The following is a 21,973-nucleotide window of genomic DNA, read 5'->3' as shown; positions in this document are numbered from 1 at the left end:
GGGGTGCGTCTCCTTCTCTTCCGGTCCGCCTCCGGCGCCGCGCGCACGTCGATGCGCTCTCGGTCGGGTCCGGTCCCGTCCATGCTGACCCCGGTCGACGCGCCCGGCCGCCTGCGACACGGCGCACACGCAAGGTCGGGGCGTCGTCGGCGCGTCGCGCACCCCGCGCCCTAACGCGTCGCGCCGCACGGCCGACAGTCCCTCCCGACAGCCCAGGACGGGCCGTCTGTTCTCCGTCTCCGGACGGAGCGAGCCTTCCAGGATGGAGCCCATGATCGTCCTCACGCGCCTGAACCGCACCCGGTTCGCGGTGAACCCCGACCTGATCGAACGTGTGCAGGCCACGCCCGACACGACGCTGATCATGGTCGACGGCGCGACCTTCGTCGTCACGGAGACGATGGACGACGTGATCGCCCGCATCACCCGCTTCCGCGCGGGAGTGCTCGCCACCGCCGCCGCCCTCGTCGCCACGGACACCGTCGACACGGACACCGTCGACACGGCCACCGCCGGGACGGAGGCCTGATGGATCCGTCGCTCATCCTCGGCCTGGTCCTCGCGTTCGGGGCCCTGATCGCCATGATCAACCTCGAGGGCGCGACCATCGGCTCGCTGCTCCTGCCCGCCCCGATGGTGCTCGTGTTCGGCGCGACCATCGCCGTGGGTCTCGCCAGCGGCACGCTGCGCGACGCCCTGCACGCCGTGAAGTCGCTCCCCCGGGCGTTCCGCGGCGAGCGCCGCACCGCGCAGAGCATGATCGACACGGTCGTCGGCTACGCCGAGAAGGCCAGGTCGGAGGGGCTGCTCGCCCTCGAGCAGGGCCTCGACGAGGAGAAGGACCCGTTCCTCCGGCAGGCACTGCAGAGCATCGCCGACGGCACGGACGCGGAGGACCTTCGGGTGCTGCTGGAGGACGAGCTGACCTCGACCGCCGCCCGCAACCGCACGGCCTCGCGCTTCTACATGACGCTGGGCGGCTTCGCCCCGACGGTCGGCATCATCGGCACGGTCGTGTCGCTGACGCACGTGCTGGAGAAGCTCGACAAGCCCGACACGCTCGGCCCGATGATCGCGGCCGCGTTCGTCGCGACGCTGTGGGGCCTGCTGTCGGCCAACTTCATCTGGCTCCCGATCGGCGGACGCCTGCAGCGCCTGGGCGAGCTGGAGCTGGAGCGCATGACCGTGCTGATGGAGGGCATGCTGGCGATCCAGGCGGGCGCCGCACCGCAGCTGGTGCGGGAGCGCCTGGGTGCGCTGGTGTCCGACCGGTCCGGCGGACGCTCGCGCCGCACCGAGCAGCCCGCACCCGCGGAGGACGCCGAGGACCTGTTCTCATGAGCGTGCGCGCACGCCGCCGCGTGACCGAGTCCGAGCACAGCGGACCGGACGAGCGCTGGATGGCGTCGTACCTCGACATGGTCACGGTGCTGATGTGCATGTTCATCGTGCTGTTCGCGATGTCGACCGTCGACCAGGAGAAGTTCGAGGCGCTGAGCGCGTCGCTCGCCACCGGCTTCGGGCAGGAGCCCTCCGAGGACATCGACGCGGTCACCGGTGTCGTGGTGCCGCCCGACCTGCTGGACGAGAAGGGCCAGGACTTCGCCGACACCGAGGCCGCGGCGGCGCAGCAGGAGTTCGACGAGCTGTCGGCGCTGCGCGACCGGCTGCGGCAGGTGCTCGCCGAGCGCGGCCTCGAAGCCGACGTGACCTTCACGATCGACGAGCGCGGCCTCACGATCGGCCTGGTGAGCGCCGAGACGTTCTTCACCACCAACAGCACCGCGCTGAGCCCCGCCGCCACGCAGGTGCTCGACGCGCTGGGATCGGTGCTGGTCACGACGCCCAACGAGATCTCGGTCGAGGGCCACGCGGACGCCCGGGGCTCCGTCGCGCCGTTCCCGACGAACTGGGAGCTGTCGGCCGGGCGCTCGACCCAGGTGCTGCGCTACCTGGTGGAGTCGGCCGGCCTGCCGCCCGCGCACCTGAAGTCGGTGGGCTTCGGCGACACCCGTCCCGTGGTCGCCGGCAGCACCCCGGAGCAGCTGGCCGAGAACCGCCGCGTCGACATCGTGGTCCTCTCCGATGCGAGCGAGGAGGTGCGAGCGCTGCTCCCCGCCGCGGGCGCGGCGCAGACCTCCCCCTGACCCCTCCCTAACGCACGCCCTCCGCCGCCCGATAGTCGGGTACGTGGTGAGGGATGACGGTGCGCGCTCCGCGGTGCGCGCACGCACGGCGACAGCGACCGCCGAGGTCGAGGTGTACGACTTCGGCCGTGCGGCGACGCTGTCGCGCGAGCACGCGCGCACGCTCGAGCTCGCGTTCGAGACGTTCGCCAGGCAGTGGTCGGCGCAGCTGTCCGGCCGGATCCACGTGCGCGCGACCATCGCGGTCGAGCACGTCGGGATGCTCACCTACGGCGAGTACGCGCAGTCGCTGCCGACCACCACGACCATGATCGTGTGCGCCCTGCCCGACTCCGACGAGCGGATGATCCTGCAGGTGCCGACCTCCACCGCCACCTCATGGATCGTGCAGATGGTCGGAGGGCGCTCGACCGCGACGGTCGACGACCGCACCTTCACGCCGATCGAGCAGGCGCTGCTGCGCTCCCTCGTGACGGAGGCCACGGAGCACCTCGCGGCCGCGCTCGACGGCCTGCTGCCCACCGGTGTCACCGTCGCCGGGATCCAGTACAGCTCGCAGTTCGCGCAGGTCGCGGCCGCCGGGGAGCCGGTGATCGTGGCGCGACTGTCGATGCGGCATGGCGGGCGCACGGTGCCGGCGAGCATCATGCTGCCCGCGTCCGTGCTGTCAGGGTTCGCCGTGCGCGAGGCCCTCACCGACCGTGCGGAGACCCCGGGCCTCGTGCGCCGCCAGGTCGAGGCGGCGCCGGTCGAGGTCGCCCTGCGCCTCGCCCCCCGCTCGGTCCTGCCGCGGGAGGTGCTCGACCTCGCGGTCGGCGACCTCCTGGCCCTCCCCCACTCCGCCGACCGGCCGCTGCTGCTCACGGTCGGCGATCAGACCGTCGCGACGGCCGCGGTCGGCAGCTCCGGCGCGCGTCTCGCGTGCGTCGTCACCACCACCGTCCCCGCATCCGCCCCCGCCGCCCAGGAGTCCGCGTGACCAGCACCACCGCTTACGAATCCGCCGTCGCCGCCGCTTTCGCCGCCCGGCTCCCCACGGCAGCGCCCGTCACCGCACGGGCGTCGCAGGCCTCCGGCGACACCGGCGACGCGGTCGTCGTGCAGTTCGTCGGCGAAGCAGGAGCCCAGCTCGCGGTGCAGCTTCTCGACCCCGACGCGCTGATCGACGGCCTGGCGGGACGGCCCGTCGCCGACCGGCTGCTCGACGCGCTGGAGGCGGCCGTGACCGCCCTGGGCCCCGGCGTGCTGGGCGAGGCCGCCACGGGCGATGCGTCGGCGCTGTTCGCCGACCCGCACGCGCAGCTGTTCGACCTGGTCGACGAGGGCGAGCGCACGATCGGCCGGCTCGCCGTGCGCATCACCCACCGCCCGGCACGACCCGCCGGCGGCGACGGCCGCCTGCACCGCATCGCCGGTGTGGAGATGGAGCTGACGGTCGAGATCGGCCGCACCCGCATGGCCGTGCGCGACGTGCTCGACCTGGAGCCCGGCCGCATCGTGGAGCTGGACCGTTCGGCCGGCGCCCCTGCGGACGTGAAGCTGAACGGCCGCACGATCGCTCACGGCGAGGTCGTGGTGGTCGACCAGGACTACGCGGTGCGGATCACGCGCATCCTCGAGAACGTCGAGGCCTGACCCTGGACGACCTGCTGCTCGCCCTGCGGGTCGGGCTCTCCCTGGCGGCGGTGCTCGGCCTGCTGTGGTTCCTGCAGCGCCGGGTCGCGAAGACCCAGTCGCGCAAGCGCGACGCCGAGCCGATCACGGTGCTGGGGCGTCAGGGCCTCGGGGCGAAGGCGCAGCTCGTGGTGGTGCAGACCGAGGACGCCCGCTACGTGCTGGGTGTCACGGAGCACGGCGTGAGCGTGGTCGACCGCCTTCCGCTGCGCCCGGAGCCCGCGGCCCCGCCCACCGGGCCGGCACCGCGCGACGCCGCCGCCGACGCCGCGGAGTTCGAGCGCATCCTCGCCGCAGCCGCGCTCACCGGCACCCCCGCCGCCCCCGCGACCTCCGGCACGCCCGCGACCCCCGGCACGCCCGCGACCCCCGCCGGCACCGCGACCTCCGCCGCCCCGGGCGACGGCACCGAGCTGCGCCGGCGCGTGCGGCACCGCAACGACCCCCTGCGCGGCTCCATCCTCTCCCCCGACACCTGGCGGCAGACCGCCGAGGCCCTCCGGCGCGCACGATGACCGCAGCCCGGGCCGTCGAGCCTCGTCGCGCGCCGTGGCGGCTGCTCGCCGTCGCGGCCGCGGTGCTGCTCGTGGTCGCGGTGCTCGTGCTGTGCAGCGGCGGTCCCGCGCACGCCGAGGTGCTGCCCGACGACCAGGGCGAGGGCGTCTCGATCGACATCAATGGCGTCGACGGCAGCCCGTCCGGCTCCATCCTCACGCTGCTCGGCATCACGCTGCTGTCGGTCGCTCCGGCGCTGCTGCTGATGATGTCGTCGTTCACGAAGATCTTCGTGGTGCTGGCGATGACCCGCAACGCGCTGTCGCTTCCGACGATCCCGCCGAACCAGGTGCTGGCGGGCCTGTCGCTGTTCCTGTCGCTGTTCATCATGTGGCCCGTGCTCACCGAGATCAACACGCTCGCGGTGCAGCCCTACATCGACGGCGCCCTCACGTTCACGCAGGCGGTCGACATCGGCCAGGGTCCGCTGCGCGAGTGGATGCTGCACTACACGCGCGAGGAGGATCTCGCGCTCATGACCCGCATGGCCGGTCAGGACAACCCCGACGACGCGGCGAGCGTGCCGATGTACACGCTGATCCCCGCGTTCATGATCTCGGAGCTGCGGGCCGCGTTCATCATCGGCTTCGTGATCTTCGTGCCGTTCCTGGTGATCGACCTGGTCGTGGCGGCCGCGCTGATGTCGATGGGCATGATGATGCTCCCGCCGGTCATGATCTCGCTGCCGTTCAAGATCCTGCTGTTCATCCTCGTGGACGGCTGGGGGCTCATCATCAAGGCCCTCCTGGAGAGCTACGGAGGTGTGGGATGAGCCCGGAGGCCGTGCTCGACATCGGCGCGCAGGGGCTGCTCATCGCGGCCAAGCTCGCCGCGCCCATGCTGGTGACCGCGCTCGTGGTGGGCTTCGCGATCTCGCTGCTGCAGTCCATCACCCAGGTGCAGGAGGTGACGCTGTCGTTCGTGCCGAAGATCGTCGCGGTCGGCATCGCCCTGCTGATCGCCGGCAACTGGATGATCGCGGAGATCATCGCCTTCACGAACGAGATGTTCGCCCGGATCCCGGCGCTGCTGAGCGGGTGAGCGCGTGTACATCCCGATCGACTTCGCGTGGCTGGAGGCCACGATGCTCGCGGCCGTGCGCATCACGGCGTTCATCATGATCGCTCCGCCGTTCTCCTACGGCGCGATCCCGGTGCGCGTGAAGGCCATGCTGTCGATCGGGCTGTCCCTCGCAGTGGGCGCGGCCGTCGCCCCCGGCTACGAGCCGCTGGACACCGGCGCGTTCCTCGGCGCGCTCGTGCTCCAGGTGCTCACCGGTGCGCTGCTGGGTTTCCTGGTGATGATGTGCTTCGCGGCGCTGCAGGCCGCCGGCAGCCTGATCGACGTGTTCGGCGGGTTCCAACTCGCCCAGGCGTTCGACCCGGCGGCGATGGTCAACGGCGCCCAGTTCACCCGCCTGTTCCACCTGACGGCGCTGACGCTGCTGTTCGCCTCCGGCGGCTACCAGCTGATCCTCGCCGGGCTCGCGCGCAGCTTCGACGCCGTGCCCGTCGACGGCGTCTTCGCGGTCGCCGGGCCCGTCGAGCTGCTCGTGGACGGGGTGTCGCAGATGGTGCTCGCGGCCGTGCAGATCGCGGGCCCGCTCGTGCTCGTGCTGTTCCTGGCCGACGTGGGCCTCGGCCTGATCACCCGGGTCGCCCCCGCGCTCAACGCGTTCGCGATGGGCTTCCCGGTGAAGATCCTGCTGACGCTGCTGCTCGCCGGCGCCGTGTACGTGGCGTTCCCCGGCATCATCGACGCGCTCGCCTCCCAGGCCTTCCGGCTGATGCAGGGGGTGACGCCGTGAGCGACGCCGACAGCGGGGAGCGCAGCGAGAAGGCGACAGACAAGCACCTGCGCGAAGCCCGGCAGAAGGGCCGCCTCGCCCGCAGCCAGGACCTCACGGCGTGGCTCGGCATCGGCGCCGCGGCCGTCATGATGCCCGCCGCGATCGCTGCGGGCACCGCCGCGGGCACCGAGCAGCTCATCTCGCTCACCTCGCTCATGCGGGCGCCGTCGCCCGAGGCCGCGCTCGGCGCGCTGGGCCGCGGGCTCGCGTCGGTCCTGCCCACGCTCGGCGCGCTGCTGGCCGCCGTCGCGGTCGTCACCCTGCTCGGCGCGGTGGTGCAGGGCGGCGTGCACCTGCGCACGCTCACCGGACGCTACGAGCAGTTCAACCTCGTCTCGGGCATGCGGCGCGTGTTCGGCCTGCAGGCGCTCTGGGAGGGCGCGAAGGCGCTGCTCAAGACGGCAGCGATCGCGCTCGCGCTGTGGTTCGTGATCGCCGGGCTCATGCCGGTGCTGACCGCGAGCGGCGCGCACTCGATCTCCCGTCTGCTGGGCACCGCGGCCGAGGGCACCGCCGCCCTCCTGCAGACCGCGATCGGCGTGGGCCTGGTCCTCGCCGCGATCGACCTGTTCGTGGTGATGCGCCGCAACCGCAAGCACACGCGCATGACCAAGAAGGAAGTGCGCGACGAGAACAAGAACTCCGAGGGCGACCCGCTGATCCGCCAGCAGCGCCGGTCTCGCCAGCTCGCCGTGAGCCGCAACCGGATGATCGCGGCGGTCGCGAACTCCGACGTCGTGGTGGTCAACCCCACCCACATCGCGATCGCGCTGAGCTACGAGGCCGGCACCTCCGCGCCCCGCGTGGTCGCGAAGGGCAGCGGGGTGATCGCCGAGCGCATCCGCGAGAAGGCGCTCGAGGCCGGGGTGCCCCTCGTGCGCGACATCACCCTCGCCCGATCCCTGCACGCCGCGTGCGAGCTGGGACACGAGATCCCCGAAGACCTGTACAACGCCGTGGCGCGCGTGCTCGTGTTCGTCGACGCCCTGCGGCGTCGCGGCGCCGCCCGCGGCATCCACTCGCTCCCCTACCGGAGGACCGCATGAAGAAGATGCTCACCACGCTGATGGTGCCGATCGGGGTGGTCGGCATCATCATGCTGCTCGTCGTCCCGGTGCCGCCGTTCCTGCTCGACGTGCTCATCATCCTCAACATCATGTTCGCGCTGGTGATCCTGCTGACGTCGATGTTCGTGAAGAAGCCGCTCGACTTCTCGGTGTTCCCCTCGCTGCTGCTGGTGGCGACGCTGTTCCGTCTCGGCCTGAACGTCGCGTCCACCCGGCTCGTGCTGGGCGAGGCGTATGCGGGGCAGGTCATCGAGGCGTTCGGGGCCATCGCGGTCGGCGGCTCGCTCATCATCGGCGCGGTCGTGTTCCTCATCCTCGTGGTCATCCAGTTCGTCGTCGTCACGAAGGGTGCCGAGCGCGTGGCCGAGGTCGGCGCCCGGTTCACGCTCGACGCGATGCCCGGCAAGCAGATGGCCATCGACGCCGATCTCAACGCGGGACTCATCACCGACACGGAGGCCAGGCAGCGCCGCGCCGAGGTGGCCGCGGAGGCCGACTTCTACGGCGCCATGGACGGTGCCTCGAAGTTCGTGAAGGGCGACGCGATCGCCGGGCTCGTCATCATCATCATCAACATCGTCGGCGGCATCGCGATCGGGCTCGTGCAGCACGGCATGTCGATCGACCAGGCCGTGAGCACGTACAGCCTCCTGACGATCGGCGACGGCCTGGTCACGCAGATCCCGGCCCTGCTCATGGCCGTGTCGACCGGCATGATCGTGACCCGTTCGACCGCCGAGACCGAGATGGGCACGGCCGCATCGGCCCAGCTCGGGCAGTCCCGCAACGCGCTGCTGATCGCCGGGTGCGCGGCCATCATCATGTCGCTCATCCCGCACATGCCGATGCTGCCGTTCGTCGCGATCGGGGCGCTGCTGCTCCTGGTCGCCCAGCGCATCACCGCCACCAGGAAACGGGAGGCGGCCGAAGCCGCGAAGGCACCGGTGACGCCGCCTGCGGAGCAGCCGGAGGAGCTGATCGAACGCATGCGCGTGCACCCGCTCGAGATCCTCCTCTCGCCCGACATCGTCGACCTGGTCACCGGCGGCCCCGACGACCTGCTCGCGCGCGTGAAGGCGCTGCGGCGGCGCATCGCGCTCGACCTCGGCCTGGTCACCCCGCCCGTCCGCACGCGCGACAGCATCGAGCTGCCGCAGGCCACGTACGTGATCCGCATCGCCGGGGTGGAGACCGGGCGCGGCACCGCGCCGGGCGGATCGGTGCTCGCGCTCGGCTCGGGGCTCGAGTCGCTGCCCGGCGCCGCAGCCCTCGACCCCGTGTTCGGGCTGGAGGGCAAGTGGATCCCGATGGAGATGCGGCACAGCGCCGAGTTCGCCGGAGCGACCGTGATCGACCGGGCCAGCGTGATCGTCACGCACCTGTCGAGCGTGATCCAGACGCACGCCGCGCGGCTGCTGTCGCGGGAGGACGTGCGCCAGCTCACCGACGCGCTCAAGCAGGTGTCGCCGTCGGCGGTGGAGGAGCTCACGCCCGCACAGCTCTCACTCGCCGAGGTCCAGCGCGTCCTGCAGGGGCTGCTCGCGGAGCGCGTGCCGATCAACGACCTCGGCCGCATCTACGAGGCGCTGGCCCTGCGCGCCAAGACCTCGACCGACCCGGAGGGGCTGATCGAGGCCGCCAGGGCCGCGCTCGGCCCGGCGATCGCCGCGCGCTTCGCGGAGAACGGCGTGCTGCGGGTGGTCATGATCAACCCGCTGCTGGAGCAGGCGATGCTGGAGAGCCTGCGGCCGGGCGACGACGGCACCCAGATCGTGTTCGAGCCGCAGCGCATGGAGGCCGTGATCGCCTCGGTCAAGCAGGCGGTTGCCGCGCAGGCGGACGGGCCGGAACCGGTGCTGGTGTGCGCGCCGTCGCTGCGGCCGGCCGTGCGACGGCTGGTGTCGGCGCAGACCGACGGCCTGCCGGTGCTGTCGTACAGCGAGGCCACCGCGGCGCCGCTGACGATCGAGACCATCGGCGTGGTGCGCGACGCCTCGACCGCGTCGCTGGGGCCCGCCCCCGTCGCACCAGTAGGCTGATCGAATGCTGGTGTTGACGAGGCGGATCGGTGAGAGCGTGCGCATCGACGGCGAGATCGAGGTCACGCTGCTCGACATCAAGGGCGACAGCGTGCGGATCGGCGTGAAGGCCCCGCGGGAGACGCGCATCCAGCGCACCGAGATCATCGAGGCCGTCGGCGCCGAGAACGTCTCCGCCGCCGCCGACACCGACGCCACCGCCGAGGGGGCCATCGCCGCCGCGCTCGCGCGCGGCCGCGAGCACCGCCGGTCCTAGCCGTTCACACCGGCGAGAGGTCGGCGGACACGGCGCGCTTCCACTGGTCGCCGCCGGCCGCACGTGCCCGGTCCGCGGCGGCGGCCGCCGCCGCCAGCAGCGCGTCGTAGTCGTAGCCGGCGACGCTCGAGGTGGCCCAGCCGATGCTGGCCGAGGAGCGGATGCCGCTCACCGGCGCGTCCGGGTCGATGACCGAGATCCGGGACAGGATCGCGCGCAGGTGGAAGCGCACGGCCTCGTCGCTGCCCCGGATCAGCACGACGACCCGGTCGTCGCTCACCCGTTCCGCGTCGGCGGTCGTGGGCAGCGCCTCCTGGACGTCGGCGTGGAAGCGGTCGACGATCCGGCGGAAGGCCCCGCTGCTCGACGCCTCGCGCAGGTCGGCGGGGTCGTCCAGCCGCACGTCCAGCACCGACCACGCCCCGTCGTTCTGCGCCTCGGCCTTGCGCAGGCGGGCTCTGGCACGGTCGGCCGCCCCGACGTCACCGCGCGCCGCGCTCTCCACCCGCACCAGCAGCACGAGGGTGAAGGCGGCGCAGGTGCTCACCACGATCGCGCCGACGGCGTTCATGCCCCGCAGGGCGCTCAACTGCGCCTCGGTGCTCACGCTCCCCGACACCAGTGCCGACGCCCCGCTGACCACGGAGACGACCGCGAAGCCGCACGCGGCGAGCGCGAGGGGCATCACGACGTCGCGCGCGGGAGGCTGCCCGCGCAGCAGCTCCCACGCGAGGAGCCCGGCGAACACGCCCATCGACAGGAAGACGAGGTGGAAGACCAGCAGGTACCAGGCCGTGCCCGCCGTGGACACCAGGGCGACCGGCACGCCGATCAGCGCCACGATCACCGGCAGCCAGGGGGCCGAGCGCCCGAAGTGGATCCGCACGCCGATCCAGACGAGGGGGATGAACACGACCGTCAGCGCCGACGAGGCGGCCCGCAGGACCGGGAGGCCGGTGTGATGCCCGGCCAGCCACAGGTACGCGCCCAGCATGCCGATCCCGAAGGCCACGCCCCACACGATCGTCGCCCTGGTCGGGCGCGCCAGGGTGGCGAGACCGATCACGATCGCGGTCAGCACGGTCACGACGGCGACCATGCTGGTGGTCACGTCGACGTTGACGGGCACGAGCGGTGTCATGCCGGATCCTTCCTCGGGGAACGGCGCGGGAAGCGCACGGTGACGGTGGTGCCGACGCCCACCTCGCTGTCGACGAGGATCTCCCCGTCGTGCGCGACGACGATGTCCCGCGCGATGCCCATGCCGAGCCCGGTGCCGGAGATCCCGCCCCGCACGGCGCTGTCGGTGCGGAAGTACGGCTCGAAGAGACGGGGCAGCTCGTCGGGGGCGATGCCCATGCCGGTGTCGACCACGCTCACCTCGGCCCTGGCATCGTCCGCGCCGACCCGCACCTGGATGCGGCCGCCGGACGGGGTGTACTTCACGGCGTTGCCGATCAGGTTGTCGAGCACCTGGCGCAGCCGGAACGCGTCGCCGGTGATGACCAGGCGGTCCGCGCCGTCGAGGCTCAGCTCCTGCCGGGCGGCGGTGATCAGCGGCGCGAAGGAGGCCGCGGACGCCTCCACCACCTCGCGCAGGTCCACCGGCTCGAACGGCTCCGGCGAGCTGCGGGTCTGCGCCTGCATGCTCGAGAGCAGGTCCTGCATCCGCTCTCCCGCGTTCGCGATCACCTCGACCTGCGCGGGCACGCGGCCCGGCAGGTCGTCGCGTTCGCGCAGCAGCTCCACGTGCCCGATGATCGCGGTGAGCGGGTTGCGCAGCTCGTGCGAGACGATCGCGGTGAGGGCCCTGCGCTCCTCCGCGGCCTCCAGGAGCGCGGTGACGTCGTCGATCACGACCAGCGCGATGTGCTCGCCCTCGCCGGCCCCGGCCATCGCCTGCGTGGTCACCTCCAGCGCCCGCCACTGTCCCGCGCCGTCGAACAGCCACACCCGTTCGGCGCGCAGCTCCTCCCCCGCGGCCGCCCGCGCCAGGGTCGTGCGCGCGGGGCTCAGGGCGGTGCCGCGCCGCGCGTCGTACTCGACCGAGGCGGAGGGCAGGGCGGCCCCGTAGCGGTCGCGGCCGTACAGCGCGCGGTAGGCGTCGTTCATCTGCAGGATCCGCCCCTGGGCGGTGACCACGACCAGGGCGACACCGAGCGCGTCGATGATCTGCGTCACCCGCTGCTGGTTGGTCTCGGCCCGCTCCGCCGCCCTGTTCACCTGCTCGGAGCGCCGCTGCAGCAGCCGTCGCGCGGCACCCGACCGCTGCGAGCCGATCCGCACCGTGACCCCGAGGAAGCTGAGGGTCACCACGACCGTCAGCACCCGCAGCAGCACGTCGGCCGGCTCCCCCGACCGGTCGGCGAAGAACACCAGACAGCCACTGCTGAAGGCGACACCGGTGAACACCCACGGCATCGAGAAGTAGGTCGCCAGCCACACCACGGGGAACACCCACAGGAACCCGAGCCGCAGGTCGGGGGCGTTGGTGGTGAAGCCGACGGCCAGGATGTCCAGCAGCGGGAGCGCGGTCACGGCGGTGCGCGGACGCCGGCGCCACGGCACGAGCAGGGCGACGAGCGTGGTGACCACCACGAGGACGATCCCGACCACGAACATTGGGATCGTGAGCGTGTGCGGCTTGAAGCCCGCGACCATCACCACGATGGCGACGATGCTGCCCGCGAACACGAGTTGCCAACGCCAGATCGACACAGTGCGGATCATGAAGCCCCCGCCTCCTGGTCGATCCTCAGCTTTGTCGCAAGATTACTCAAAGATCGGGCCTACGCGCTCTTCAGGCGACATCGGCGTCCTACGATTCTGAGTGGGGGCCGACACTGCGACTGGGGATTTCGCAGACGCTGGGGCCGCGCGAGTGGGGATTCGCAGGCATCCGAGGCCGCGGTGGGGGAGCCGCGGCCTCGAACCCCTGTCAGCCGGGTTGATCGCCGGCTGGGGTGAGCCGATAGCCGACGCCGCGCACGGTCTCGATGTAGCGCGGCTCGGTAGGGCTGTCGCCGAGCTTGCGGCGCAGGTTGGCCATGTGGGTCTCGATGGCGCGCTTGTCCGGTTCACTGACGGGGTCGGCGGAGCCGGACGGCGCGCCGCGCAGACCCCGTGCGAGCTCCGCCTTGCTGCATACGCGGCGCCGCGACTCCAGCAGCGCGGCGAGCAGGTCGAACTCCGTGGGGGTGAGCTCGACCGGACGCTGCGCCACGAGCACGAGTCGCGTATCGAGGTCGAGGCTGAGGTCGCGATGCACGCGACCACGCCACGTGGACACCGTCGTGTCGGTCGCGGCGGCCGGCGGCGCGGGCGCGACCGGACGCTGCGTCGCCGTGGCGACCGGGAGCCGCGGTCGCCGCAGGAGCGCCTCGATCCGCGCGCGCAGCTCGCGCGGACGGAACGGCTTGACCAGGTACTCGTCGGCGCCCGAGGTGAGACCGAGCACCACGTCGGACTCCTCCGCGAGCGCGGACAGCATGATGATGAACGTGTCGCTGACCCTGCGGATGCGCCGGGCCACCTCGAACCCGTCGATGCCGGGCAGGTTGATGTCGAGCGTGGTGATCACGGGCTGGTGCCGTTCGACCGCCGCGAGGCCCTCCGGCCCCGATCCGGTGACGGCGACCTCGAAGCCCGCGGCGAGGAACACCTCCTCCAGCAGCGACTGCACGCCGGGGTCGTCCTCGATGATGACCGCGACCAGGTCGCCGACGCTGCGGGCGGTCATGCCCGCTGCTCCCGGACGATGGTGACCACGCGCGGGGCGTCCGCGTCGAGCTCGGACGGGTCGAGGTCGTCGTCGGCTCCGGCCGCGCCGACCGGGCGTTGCAGCTCGATGTCCCACCACGCGTCGGCGAGCTCCTCCGCCATGCCGCGCCCCCATTCGATCACGACCACCGAGCGCTGCAGGTCGAGGTCGAGGTCGTCGAGCTCGGCGGCCGAGCCGAGCCGGTAGGCGTCCACGTGCACGAGCGGCGCCCCGCCCACGAGCGACGGGTGGGTGCGCGCGATCACGAACGTGGGGCTCTGCACGGGCCCGCGCACGCCGAGCCCCTCCGCGAGCCCCCGCGTGAAGGTGGTCTTGCCCGCCCCGAGCGGCCCCGTGAGGATGAGCAGGTCGCCCGCCTCCAGCTGTTCGCCGATCCGCAGGCCGAGCTGTTCCATCTCGTCCGCGGTGGCGATCTCCCGGCGGCCGAGGAACGCCGGGTCGACGCTCACGACGCCCTCCGCGGCACCCGGTGTCCGATGCGGGTCACGATCTCGTAGTCGATCGTGCCCGCGGCGTCCGCCCACTCCCGCGCCGACGGCACGCCGAGGGTCGGATCGCCGAACAGCACCACCTCGTCGCCGATCGAGACGGGGGTGTCCCCCACGTCCACCACGAACTGGTCCATCGCGATGCGGCCGACGTTCACGAAGCGGCGCCCGCCGATCGACACGGGAAGGCGCCCGGAGGCGCTGCGGGGCACGCCGTCGGCGTAGCCCAGCGGCACCAGGACGAGCGTGGTGTCGCGGTCGGTGCGATGGTCGTAGCCGTACGAGACACCGGTGCCGGCCGGCACCCGGCGCACGGCCGCGACCGCGCCGCGCAGCGTCATGGCCGGGCGCAGGCCCAGTTCGGCCGAGGAGCGGTCGTCGAACGGCGACTGCCCGTACAGGCCGATGCCGATCCGCACCGCATCCAGCCGCGTCTCCGGCAGGTCGATCGCCGCGGCGGTCGCGGCGATGTGGCGGATCTCCGGGCGGATGCCGAACGACGCCGCCGCGGCCACCCCCTCCTCGAACTTCGCCAGCGCCGCCCTGTCGTCGGCGGGTGAGGTGTTCGACAGGTGACTGAACAGGCCCACCACCCGCAGCCGCCCGATGCGTTCGAGCCGCGCGGCCTCGGCCAGCACCCGCCCCCAGTCGCCCGGGGCGATGCCGTTGCGCGACAGCCCCGTCTCGAACTTCAGGTGCACCGCGACCGGGCTGTCGACCGCCGCCGCGGCCGCCGCCGCCTCCAGCTGGTCGAACGAGGAGATCCCGAGCTCGATGTTCTCGGCCGCCGCCTGGGTGAAGCGCTCCCCCGGGGCGTGCAGCCAGGCGAGGATCGGCGCGTGAACGCCCTGCCGACGCAGCTCCAGCGCCTCCGGAATCTCGGCGACCCCGAGCCGGGTGGCACCGGCCGAGAGCGCGGCCACCGCGGTCGCCGCGGCACCGTGTCCGTACGCGTTGGCCTTCACCACCGCGAGCACCTCGACACCGGTGAGCCGACGGAAGTGCCGCACGTTGTCGGCGATCGCGTCGAGGTCGATCGCGGCCTCACGGAAGGGGACGGTCACAGCGGTGCTCCTTCGGCGACGACGAACGCGGCGGCCAGGCCCGCGTCGTGGGTGAGGGTGAGGTGGAGGGTCACGATGCCGCGCTCCTCGACGACCGCCGCCGTCGATCCGGACAGCACGAAGTACGGCCGCCCCGAAGGCTCGGAGGCGATCTCGATCTCGGTCCAGTGCACGCCGTCCGACCCGCCCAGCGTCTTGATCAGCGCCTCCTTGGCGGCGTAGCGCGCGGCCAACGACGGCAGTCGGAGCGCCTGCTCCGAGGGGGCGAACAGCCGCTCGCGGAGCTTGGGCGTGCGGGTCATCGTGCGCTCGAACCGGGGGATGTCCACGAGGTCGATGCCGGTGCCGATGATCACCCGTTCAGCCTACTCGCGCGGAACGGCCCCGCCCCGGAGCGGGACGGGGCCGTTCGCGGACGACGGGTGGGGTCACTCCACCGTGACGGACTTGGCCAGGTTGCGCGGCTGGTCCACATCGAGCCCCTTGGCGGTGGCCAGCGCCATCGCGAAGATCTGCAGCGGCACCACGGCCAGCAGCGGCTCGAACATGGGGCCGGCGAGCGGGATGTGGATGACCTCGTCGGCGAAGGGCAGCACCGCGGCGTCGCCCTCCTCCGCCACCACGATGACCCGGGCGCCGCGCGCGCGGATCTCCTGGATGTTGGAGACGACCTTCGAGTGCACGAGCGCGGAGTGGCGCGGCGACGGCACCAGCACGAACACCGGCTGCCCCGGCTCGATCAGCGCGATCGGGCCGTGCTTGAGCTCGCCGGCGGCGAAACCTTCGGCGTGGATGTAGGAGATCTCCTTGAGCTTGAGCGCGCCCTCCAGCGCGATCGGGTAGCCCACGTGGCGACCGAGGAACAGCACGGAGCGGGTGTCGGCCATCCAGCCGGCGAGCTGCGTGACGTGCTCCTGCTCGCTCTCCAGCACCGCGGCGACCTTCTCGGGCAGGGCCAGCAGCTCGGCGACGTCGGTGGACGCGTCGGCGACCGTGCCGCGCACGCGACCCATGTGCAGGCCGAGCAGCAGAAGCGCCGTGATCTGCGCCGAGAACGCCTTGGTCGACGCGACCGCGACCTCCGGTCCGGCGTGCGTGTAGACGACCGCGTCGGACTCGCGCGGGATGGTGGCGCCCTGCGTGTTGCACACCGAGAGGGTGCGCGCGCCGCGCTCGCGGGCGTACTTGACGGCCATGAGCGTGTCCATGGTCTCGCCCGACTGGCTGATCGACACGACCAGGGTGTCGGCGCCGATCACGGGGTCGCGGTAGCGGAACTCGTGCGCGAGCTCGACGTCGACCGCGACGCGCGCCCACTGCTCGATGGCGTACTTGCCGACGAGGGCGGCGTACGACGCGGTGCCGCACGCGGTGATGATGACGCGGTTGATGCCGGTGAACAGCTCGTCGAGCCCGTCGAGCTCGGGGATCACGACCTGCCCGTCCTGGATGCGACCGCGGATCGTGTTGGCCACGGCCTCGGGCTGCTCGGCGACCTCCTTGGCCATGAAGCTCGACCAGCCGCCCTTCTCGGCGGCGGCGGCATCCCACGACACGTCGAAGGGCTCCGGGGTGACCGGGGTGCCGGCGAAGTCGATCACGGTCACGGCGTCGGGCGTGATCGACACGATCTGGTCCTGACCGATCGCGAGCGCCTGGCGGGTGTGCTCGACGAAGGCCGCGACGTCGGAGCCGAGGAAGTTCTCGCCCTCGCCCAGGCCGATCACGAGCGGGGAGTTGCGGCGGGCGCCGACGACGAGGCCGGGGTGGTCCTGGTGCATCGCGAGCAGGGTGAAGGCGCCCTCGAGGCGGTTCACGACCGAGCGGAAGGCGAGCTCGAGGTCGCCGCCGTTGCCGGCGTACTCGCGACCGAGCAGTGCCGCGGCCACCTCGGTGTCGGTCTCGCTGCGGAACACGACGCCGTCGGCGAGCAGCTCGTCGCGCAGCGCGGCGAAGTTCTCGATGATGCCGTTGTGGATCACGGCGAGCTTGTCGTCGTCGGCGAGGTGCGGGTGGGCGTTGCCGTCGGTGGGTCCGCCGTGGGTGGCCCAGCGCGTGTGGCCGATGCCGGTAGTGCCGTCGGGCAGCGGCGCGTCGCCGAGCGAGTCGCGCAGCACGGCCAGCTTGCCGGCCTTCTTGCGCATCCCCAGCTCGCCGTCGCCGTCGATCACGGCGATGCCCGCGGAGTCATAGCCGCGGTACTCGAGCCGGGCGAGACCGGCGAGAAGGATGTCCTGGCTGGGCCGCGGGCCCACGTATCCGACGATTCCACACATGAGATACAGGGTAAGACGCGATTTTTGCGAGTCGTCCGAACAATAGAGCGCCGACGGCGCGGCGTCACAGCTTGCGCAGCAGCACGCTCTCCACGTCGTGGTCCGGCCCCTTGCGCAGCACCAGGCGTGCGCGATGCCGGGTGGGCATCACGTTCTCGACCAGGTTGGGCATGTTGATCTCGTTCCAGTACCCGAGCGCCGTGGTGATCGCCTCCTCGTCGGTGAGGTGCGCGAACACGTTGAAGTAAGACGACGGATTGCTGAACGCGCCCTGCCGCAGCGCGAGGAAGCGGTCGACGTACCACTTCTCGATGTGCGAGGTCTCGGCGTCGACGAAGATCGAGAAGTCGAACAGGTCGCTGACCGCGACGTCGTTGGGCGCGGGCGGCGGCTGCAGCACGTTCAGCCCCTCCACGATCACCACGTCGGGTCGCCGCACCACGACGTGCGCGTCGGGCACGATGTCGTAGCGCATGTGGGAGTAGAACGGCGCGCGCACCTCGGGGGCGCCGCTCTTGACCTCGGTCAGGAACTCGATCAGCGCGCGCCGGTCGTACGACTCGGGGAAGCCCTTGCGGTCCATGAGCCCGCGGCGCTCCAGCTCGGCGTTCGGATAGAGGAAGCCGTCGGTCGTCACCAGCTCGACGCGCGGCGTGCCCGGCCAGCGGCTCATGAGCTCGCGCAGCAGCCGGGCGATCGTGGACTTGCCCACCGCGACCGATCCGGCGACGCCGACCACGAACGGCGTCGTGCTGTCGTCCTCCTGCAGGAAGGTCGAGGTCGCCGCGCCGAGCTGCTTGGTCGCCGAGGCGTAGAGGCTCAGCAGGCGGCTCAGCGGCAGGTACACCTCGCGCACCTCGGTGAGGTCGAGCCGGTCGCCGATGCCGCGCAGCTCCACGACCTCGGTCTCGGTGAGGGGCTGGTCGAGGCCCGCGGCCAGACGCGCCCACTCGGCTCGGCCGATCTCCCGGTACGGCGACAACGGCAGCGTGGGGTCGGGGGTCACGTGCACCATCGTAACGGCGCGCGAGTAGTCTCTTCCCGTGCGCCTGGGAGTCCTCGACATCGGATCCAACACCGTCCACATGCTCGCCGCCGACGTCCGCCCCGGTGGCCGACCGCTCGCGACATCGAGCGATCGGACGGTGCTGCGCCTCATGCGCTACCTCACACCGGACGGCGCGATCTCCGAAGAGGGCGTGCGCGCGCTCGAGGAGGAGGTCGTGCAGGCGCGACGCGTCGCCGAACGGGAACGGGTGGACGAGCTGCTCGCGACCGCGACCAGCGCCGTGCGCGACGCCCGCAACGGCACCGACGTGATCGCCCGCATCGAGGCCGCGCTCGGACAGCCGCTGCAGGTGCTCGACGGCGAGACCGAAGCCGAGCTCACGTTCCTGGCCGTGCGTCGATGGTTCGGGTGGTCGGCGGGGCAACTGCTGCTGCTCGACATCGGCGGCGGCTCCCTCGAGATCGCGGCCGGCGGCGAGGAACTGCCGGACGCGGCCGCGTCGGTCCCCCTGGGCGCCGGACGCATGACGGTGCAGTTCCTGCCCTCCGACCCTCCCGGCGAGGACGACGTCGAACGGCTGCGAGCGCACGCCGCCGCCACGCTCGACGCCGTGCTGCCCCGGTTCCGCGAGCTCCCCCGCCCCGACCACGTGGTCGGATCGTCGAAGGCCATCCGCTCGCTCGCCCGCCTCGTCGGCTACCCGGTCCCCGGCTGGTCGGGCATCGAGCGCATGCTCCTGCCGCGCACCGCGCTCGGCTCGTGGATCCCCCGGCTCGCCCGGCTTCCCGCCTCCGCCCGCCAGGAGCTACCGGGCATCACCCCCGACCGCACCTTCCAGATCGTCGCTGCCGCGGTCTCGCTGCACACCGCGATGACGGCACTCGAGGTCGACGAGCTCGAGGTGTCGCCCTGGGCGCTGCGCGAGGGGGTGCTGCTGCGGTACATCGAGCAGCACAGCGACGACCACGGAAGCTGAGAAGCCCGCTCCGGAAGCGCCGATACCATGACGGCATGACCTCCCCCACCGCCGTCCGCGCGCGCCCCGGTGCCGTCGCGGCCCGCGTGGCACTGGCTGCCTACCTGCTGTTCGTGGGCTTCACCGTATGGCTGCCCGCGACCGTGTCGGCCAAGGTCACCGGGCTGGTGGGGATCGTCGCGAGGTGGGTCGCCGATGCGGGCATCGCCTCGTACTACCAGAGCGCCTTCGTGCTCGAGATCCTGGCGAACGTGGTGCTGTTCATCCCGGTCGGTCTCCTGCTGCCGTTCGTGTGGTCCCGATTGCGGTTGTGGCAGATCGTGCTGATCGGCGGGCTCATGAGCGTGCTGATCGAATCGGTGCAGGGACTGATGCCCTCCCGCTTCCCGACCCTGAGCGACGTGATCGCGAACACCACGGGCACCCTCATCGGCGCGCTGGCGGCGATGGTGCTGGTGTGGATGTTCGCCTCCGGCCGCGCCCCGGAACACCACAGGTCCGCGGCATGAGCACCGCGCAGGGACACGATGGTCCTCTCCTCGGCATGAGCCGCAGGGAATGGCGAGAGCACCAGGCGTCGGGCGACGCGCCGGCGGCCGGTCCGATCGCCGCTCCGTTCCTGGGCGGGCCGGTGGGCGACGACGACCGTCCGCTCACCATCCTCACCGTCTGCACGGGCAACATCTGCCGCTCCCCCTTGGCCGAGGTGCTGTTGCGCGCGCGCCTGGAACCGCTGGGGGTGAAGGTGCACAGTGCGGGGACGCACGCCCTCGTCGGCCACGCCATGACCGAGCCGGCCCAGCAGCTCGCGATCGATGCGGGGGCCCGCGCCGACGCCGCAGCAGGACACAGCGCCCGTTACCTGCGCGAGCCACTGCTCCTGCAGGCCGACCTCGTGCTCACGATGGCTCGCGAACACAGCGCACATGCGATCCGCATGGTGCCGAGCCGGATCCGGCGCACCTTCACAGCCCGTGAGTTCGCTCGTCTCTGTGCGGGGGTCGGCGAGACCGCGGCGCAGCAGGCGGCGGACGCCGGGGGCACGACCCCCCGCGCGCGCCTCGCGGCGCTGCTCTCCCTGCTCGCCGAGCAGCGCGGATTCGCCGCATCGGCCGATGAGAACGACGACGTGATCGACCCCTATCGCCGCTCCGCGGCCACGTACGCGAAGTCCGCCGGACAGCTCCTGCCCGCGCTCGACGAGGTGGAGCGGATGGTACGAGCCTCCCTCGCCTAGCGCGCAGCCATCCGCGTGAGGCCGCTCGGCCCCGTATGCTCGTTCTCATGCCTGCATCCCGGAATCCCCACGGGATGGTGTGAGGGGATAAGACTTGGAACTCAGCGACTACTTCCGCATCCTGCGCGCGCACTGGATCGTCATCCTGATCGCGACGATCGTGGGCGCGGGCCTCGCCTTCGGGTGGAGCGCCCTGCAGCCGAAGGTGTACTCGGCCGACACGACCGGAATCGTCACAGCGGTCGGCGGCGACGGCACCAGCGGGTCGGCGCTCGTCGGCAACCAGCTGGCGCAGAGCCGCGTGAAGTCATACCTCAACCTCGGCTCCTGGCGCGCCGTCGCGGAGCACGCGATCGACGAGCTGAACCTCGACGCGACACCGGAATCGCTCGTCGACAGCGTCACGGTGACGAACCCGCTCGACACGACCGCGCTGATGGTCACGGCCAAGGGCCCGACGCCCGAGGCCGCGCAGGAGCTCGCCGAGGCATGGATGCGCGGCATGGCCGCCGAGATCCAGCAGCTCGAAGGCGGTGACGAATCCACCCCGGCCGCGGTGACCCTGATCGTGGGCGACTCTGCCCGCCTCCCCAGTGCGCCGTCGACGCCGAACACGCGCATGAACGTGATCATCGGCGCCCTGGTCGGCCTCGCCGCGGGCCTGATCTACGCGTTCATCCGTCACACGGTCGACCGCCGCGTGCGTCACCCGCGCGACATCGAGCGTGAGACGGGCGTCTCGGTCATCGGCACTCTGCCGCTCGAGAAGACGATGGCGGGTGAGCGTCAGGTGATCGACTTCTCGCTCGACACCCAGCACGGCGTCTCGCACCACACGATCGAGTCGATGCGCGAACTGCGCACGAACCTGCAGTTCATCGACGTCGACAACCCGCCGCGCGTGATCGTCGTCACCAGCTCGGTCCCCGGTGACGGAAAGTCCACCGTGGCGGTCAACCTGGCCTCCAGCCTCGCGGCCGCGGGCCAATGGGCGATCCTGATCGACTGCGACCTGCGCCGACCGGTCATCGCCGACATCTTCGGTATGTCGCCCGACGTGGGGCTCACCGACATCCTCGCCGGCCGCGCGGAGCTGCAGGACGTGGCCCACCGCCCGAGCCGCGACATGCCGCTCGCCGTGGTGGGTGCCGGTCGCGTACCGCCGAACCCGAGCGAGCTGCTCGGATCGCACCGCATGCGCGACTTCCTCGCCGAGATCAGCAAGACCGCGATCGTCATCCTCGACTCTCCGCCCGTGCTGCCCGTCACCGATGCGGCCGTGCTCGCCGCCGGGGCAGACGGCGTGCTCATCGTGGTGTCGTCGGGCAAGACCACGTTCGACATGCTGCATCGTGCCATCGCGAACATCAGCCGCACCACGGGCCGCGTGCTCGGCGTCGTGCTGAACAAGGTGCCCCGCACGGGCGCCGAGTCGGCGTATTACGGCCGCGAGTACTACGGGTCCTACGAGCGCTATGGCCGGGAGGACGAGGCTCCCGCCGAGTCTATCCCGATGCCGGAGCCCGGCGTGCGTCGTCGCGGGCAGGCCTGACCC

24 protein-coding genes are annotated in these 21,973 nt (G+C 71.9%); 16 read left to right on the top strand and 8 right to left on the bottom strand.

The window, feature by feature from the left end; translation table 11 throughout:
• Positions 1–271 precede the first annotated feature (271 nt).
• Genes KV394_RS09480 through csrA form a run of 12 tightly spaced genes read left to right on the top strand, consistent with a single transcriptional unit; the run spans position 272 to position 9,587 of the window.
• Positions 272–529: a flagellar FlbD family protein gene (locus tag KV394_RS09480; protein ID WP_247981317.1), complete on the top strand. Its 258-nt coding sequence runs from the start codon at positions 272–274 to the stop codon at positions 527–529.
• Positions 529–1,341: a motility protein A gene (locus KV394_RS09475; RefSeq protein WP_136031174.1), complete on the top strand. Its 813-nt coding sequence runs from the start codon at positions 529–531 to the stop codon at positions 1,339–1,341. The genes KV394_RS09480 and KV394_RS09475 overlap by 1 nt, the downstream gene beginning before the upstream one ends.
• On the top strand, positions 1,338–2,147 hold the full coding sequence (locus KV394_RS09470; RefSeq protein ID WP_247981316.1) for an OmpA/MotB family protein: 810 nt from the start codon (positions 1,338–1,340) through the stop codon (positions 2,145–2,147). The genes KV394_RS09475 and KV394_RS09470 overlap by 4 nt, the downstream gene beginning before the upstream one ends.
• A gap of 43 nt (positions 2,148–2,190) precedes the next feature.
• Positions 2,191–3,126, top strand: coding sequence for a flagellar motor switch protein FliM (locus KV394_RS09465; RefSeq protein WP_205814364.1), 936 nt, complete (start codon positions 2,191–2,193; stop codon positions 3,124–3,126).
• The gene (gene fliN, locus KV394_RS09460) at positions 3,123–3,782 is read left to right on the top strand and encodes a flagellar motor switch protein FliN (RefSeq protein ID WP_136031168.1); all 660 of its coding nucleotides are present in this window, start codon (positions 3,123–3,125) and stop codon (positions 3,780–3,782) included. Before KV394_RS09465 ends, fliN begins: the two co-directional genes overlap by 4 nt.
• 50 nt (positions 3,783–3,832) lie before the next feature.
• Complete coding sequence (locus KV394_RS09455) at positions 3,833–4,336, top strand: flagellar biosynthetic protein FliO (protein ID WP_247981315.1); 504 nt, start codon at positions 3,833–3,835, stop codon at positions 4,334–4,336.
• The gene (gene fliP / locus KV394_RS09450) at positions 4,333–5,148 is read left to right on the top strand and encodes a flagellar type III secretion system pore protein FliP (RefSeq protein ID WP_206251678.1); all 816 of its coding nucleotides are present in this window, start codon (positions 4,333–4,335) and stop codon (positions 5,146–5,148) included. Before KV394_RS09455 ends, fliP begins: the two co-directional genes overlap by 4 nt.
• Positions 5,145–5,417 (top strand): flagellar biosynthesis protein FliQ, encoded by a 273-nt coding sequence (gene fliQ / locus KV394_RS09445; protein ID WP_136029649.1) that lies wholly within the window; start codon positions 5,145–5,147, stop codon positions 5,415–5,417. The genes fliP and fliQ overlap by 4 nt, the downstream gene beginning before the upstream one ends.
• Before the next feature lie 4 nt (positions 5,418–5,421).
• Positions 5,422–6,183, top strand: coding sequence for a flagellar biosynthetic protein FliR (locus KV394_RS09440; protein WP_136046146.1), 762 nt, complete (start codon positions 5,422–5,424; stop codon positions 6,181–6,183).
• Positions 6,180–7,271, top strand: coding sequence for an EscU/YscU/HrcU family type III secretion system export apparatus switch protein (locus KV394_RS09435; RefSeq protein ID WP_247981314.1), 1,092 nt, complete (start codon positions 6,180–6,182; stop codon positions 7,269–7,271). Before KV394_RS09440 ends, KV394_RS09435 begins: the two co-directional genes overlap by 4 nt.
• Positions 7,268–9,331 carry a flagellar biosynthesis protein FlhA gene (locus KV394_RS09430; RefSeq protein ID WP_136029655.1) on the top strand — a complete coding sequence of 688 codons (2,064 nt, stop codon included), beginning with the start codon at positions 7,268–7,270 and terminating at the stop codon, positions 9,329–9,331. The genes KV394_RS09435 and KV394_RS09430 overlap by 4 nt, the downstream gene beginning before the upstream one ends.
• A gap of 4 nt (positions 9,332–9,335) precedes the next feature.
• Positions 9,336–9,587, top strand: a complete 252-nt coding sequence (gene csrA, locus KV394_RS17390; protein ID WP_136029658.1) for a carbon storage regulator CsrA — start codon at positions 9,336–9,338, stop codon at positions 9,585–9,587.
• Positions 9,588–9,591: 4 nt separating this feature from the next.
• Here csrA and KV394_RS09420 read toward each other — a convergent pair whose 3' ends face one another.
• From KV394_RS09420 to coaA, 8 genes are all read right to left on the bottom strand, one after another.
• A complete protein-coding gene (locus tag KV394_RS09420) occupies positions 9,592–10,728 on the bottom strand; it encodes a hypothetical protein (RefSeq protein ID WP_247981313.1) in 1,137 nt (378 codons plus the stop codon).
• Positions 10,725–12,317 carry a sensor histidine kinase gene (locus KV394_RS09415; RefSeq protein WP_247981312.1) on the bottom strand — a complete coding sequence of 531 codons (1,593 nt, stop codon included), beginning with the start codon at positions 12,315–12,317 and terminating at the stop codon, positions 10,725–10,727. Before KV394_RS09415 ends, KV394_RS09420 begins: the two co-directional genes overlap by 4 nt.
• A 208-nt stretch (positions 12,318–12,525) precedes the next feature.
• A complete protein-coding gene (locus KV394_RS09410; protein WP_136029675.1) occupies positions 12,526–13,326 on the bottom strand; it encodes a response regulator transcription factor in 801 nt (266 codons plus the stop codon).
• Positions 13,323–13,817: a tRNA (adenosine(37)-N6)-threonylcarbamoyltransferase complex ATPase subunit type 1 TsaE gene (gene tsaE, locus KV394_RS09405; RefSeq protein ID WP_240753201.1), complete on the bottom strand. Its 495-nt coding sequence runs from the start codon at positions 13,815–13,817 to the stop codon at positions 13,323–13,325. Before tsaE ends, KV394_RS09410 begins: the two co-directional genes overlap by 4 nt.
• Positions 13,814–14,920, bottom strand: a complete 1,107-nt coding sequence (alr, locus tag KV394_RS09400) for an alanine racemase (RefSeq protein ID WP_136029677.1) — start codon at positions 14,918–14,920, stop codon at positions 13,814–13,816. Before alr ends, tsaE begins: the two co-directional genes overlap by 4 nt.
• The gene (locus tag KV394_RS09395; protein ID WP_136029679.1) at positions 14,917–15,276 is read right to left on the bottom strand and encodes a holo-ACP synthase; all 360 of its coding nucleotides are present in this window, start codon (positions 15,274–15,276) and stop codon (positions 14,917–14,919) included. Before KV394_RS09395 ends, alr begins: the two co-directional genes overlap by 4 nt.
• Before the next feature lie 72 nt (positions 15,277–15,348).
• On the bottom strand, positions 15,349–17,196 hold the full coding sequence (glmS, locus tag KV394_RS09390) for a glutamine--fructose-6-phosphate transaminase (isomerizing) (protein WP_136029681.1): 1,848 nt from the start codon (positions 17,194–17,196) through the stop codon (positions 15,349–15,351).
• Between the two features lie 64 nt (positions 17,197–17,260).
• Complete coding sequence (gene coaA / locus KV394_RS09385; RefSeq protein WP_136029683.1) at positions 17,261–18,211, bottom strand: type I pantothenate kinase; 951 nt, start codon at positions 18,209–18,211, stop codon at positions 17,261–17,263.
• Between the two features lie 28 nt (positions 18,212–18,239).
• Here coaA and KV394_RS09380 point away from each other — a divergent pair, with 28 nt between their 5' ends.
• The 4 genes from KV394_RS09380 to KV394_RS09365 all read left to right on the top strand — a co-directional run bounded on the left by KV394_RS09380 (position 18,240) and on the right by KV394_RS09365 (position 21,970).
• Entirely contained in the window at positions 18,240–19,181 is a 942-nt protein-coding gene (locus tag KV394_RS09380; protein WP_247981311.1) for a Ppx/GppA phosphatase family protein, read from the top strand.
• 35 nt (positions 19,182–19,216) lie between these two features.
• Entirely contained in the window at positions 19,217–19,690 is a 474-nt protein-coding gene (locus KV394_RS09375; protein ID WP_247638433.1) for a VanZ family protein, read from the top strand.
• A gap of 35 nt (positions 19,691–19,725) precedes the next feature.
• Positions 19,726–20,418 (top strand): arsenate reductase/protein-tyrosine-phosphatase family protein, encoded by a 693-nt coding sequence (locus KV394_RS09370; RefSeq protein ID WP_282187123.1) that lies wholly within the window; start codon positions 19,726–19,728, stop codon positions 20,416–20,418.
• A 94-nt stretch (positions 20,419–20,512) separates the two neighbouring features.
• Complete coding sequence (locus KV394_RS09365) at positions 20,513–21,970, top strand: polysaccharide biosynthesis tyrosine autokinase (protein WP_247981310.1); 1,458 nt, start codon at positions 20,513–20,515, stop codon at positions 21,968–21,970.
• Positions 21,971–21,973 lie beyond the last annotated feature (3 nt).

The sequence above is a fragment of the Microbacterium sufflavum genome, assembly GCF_023101165.1.
Lineage (GTDB): Bacteria > Actinomycetota > Actinomycetes > Actinomycetales > Microbacteriaceae > Microbacterium > Microbacterium sufflavum.
The sequence above is the reverse complement of the archived record's forward strand: the minus strand, read 5'-3'. Positions and strand labels throughout refer to the sequence as shown.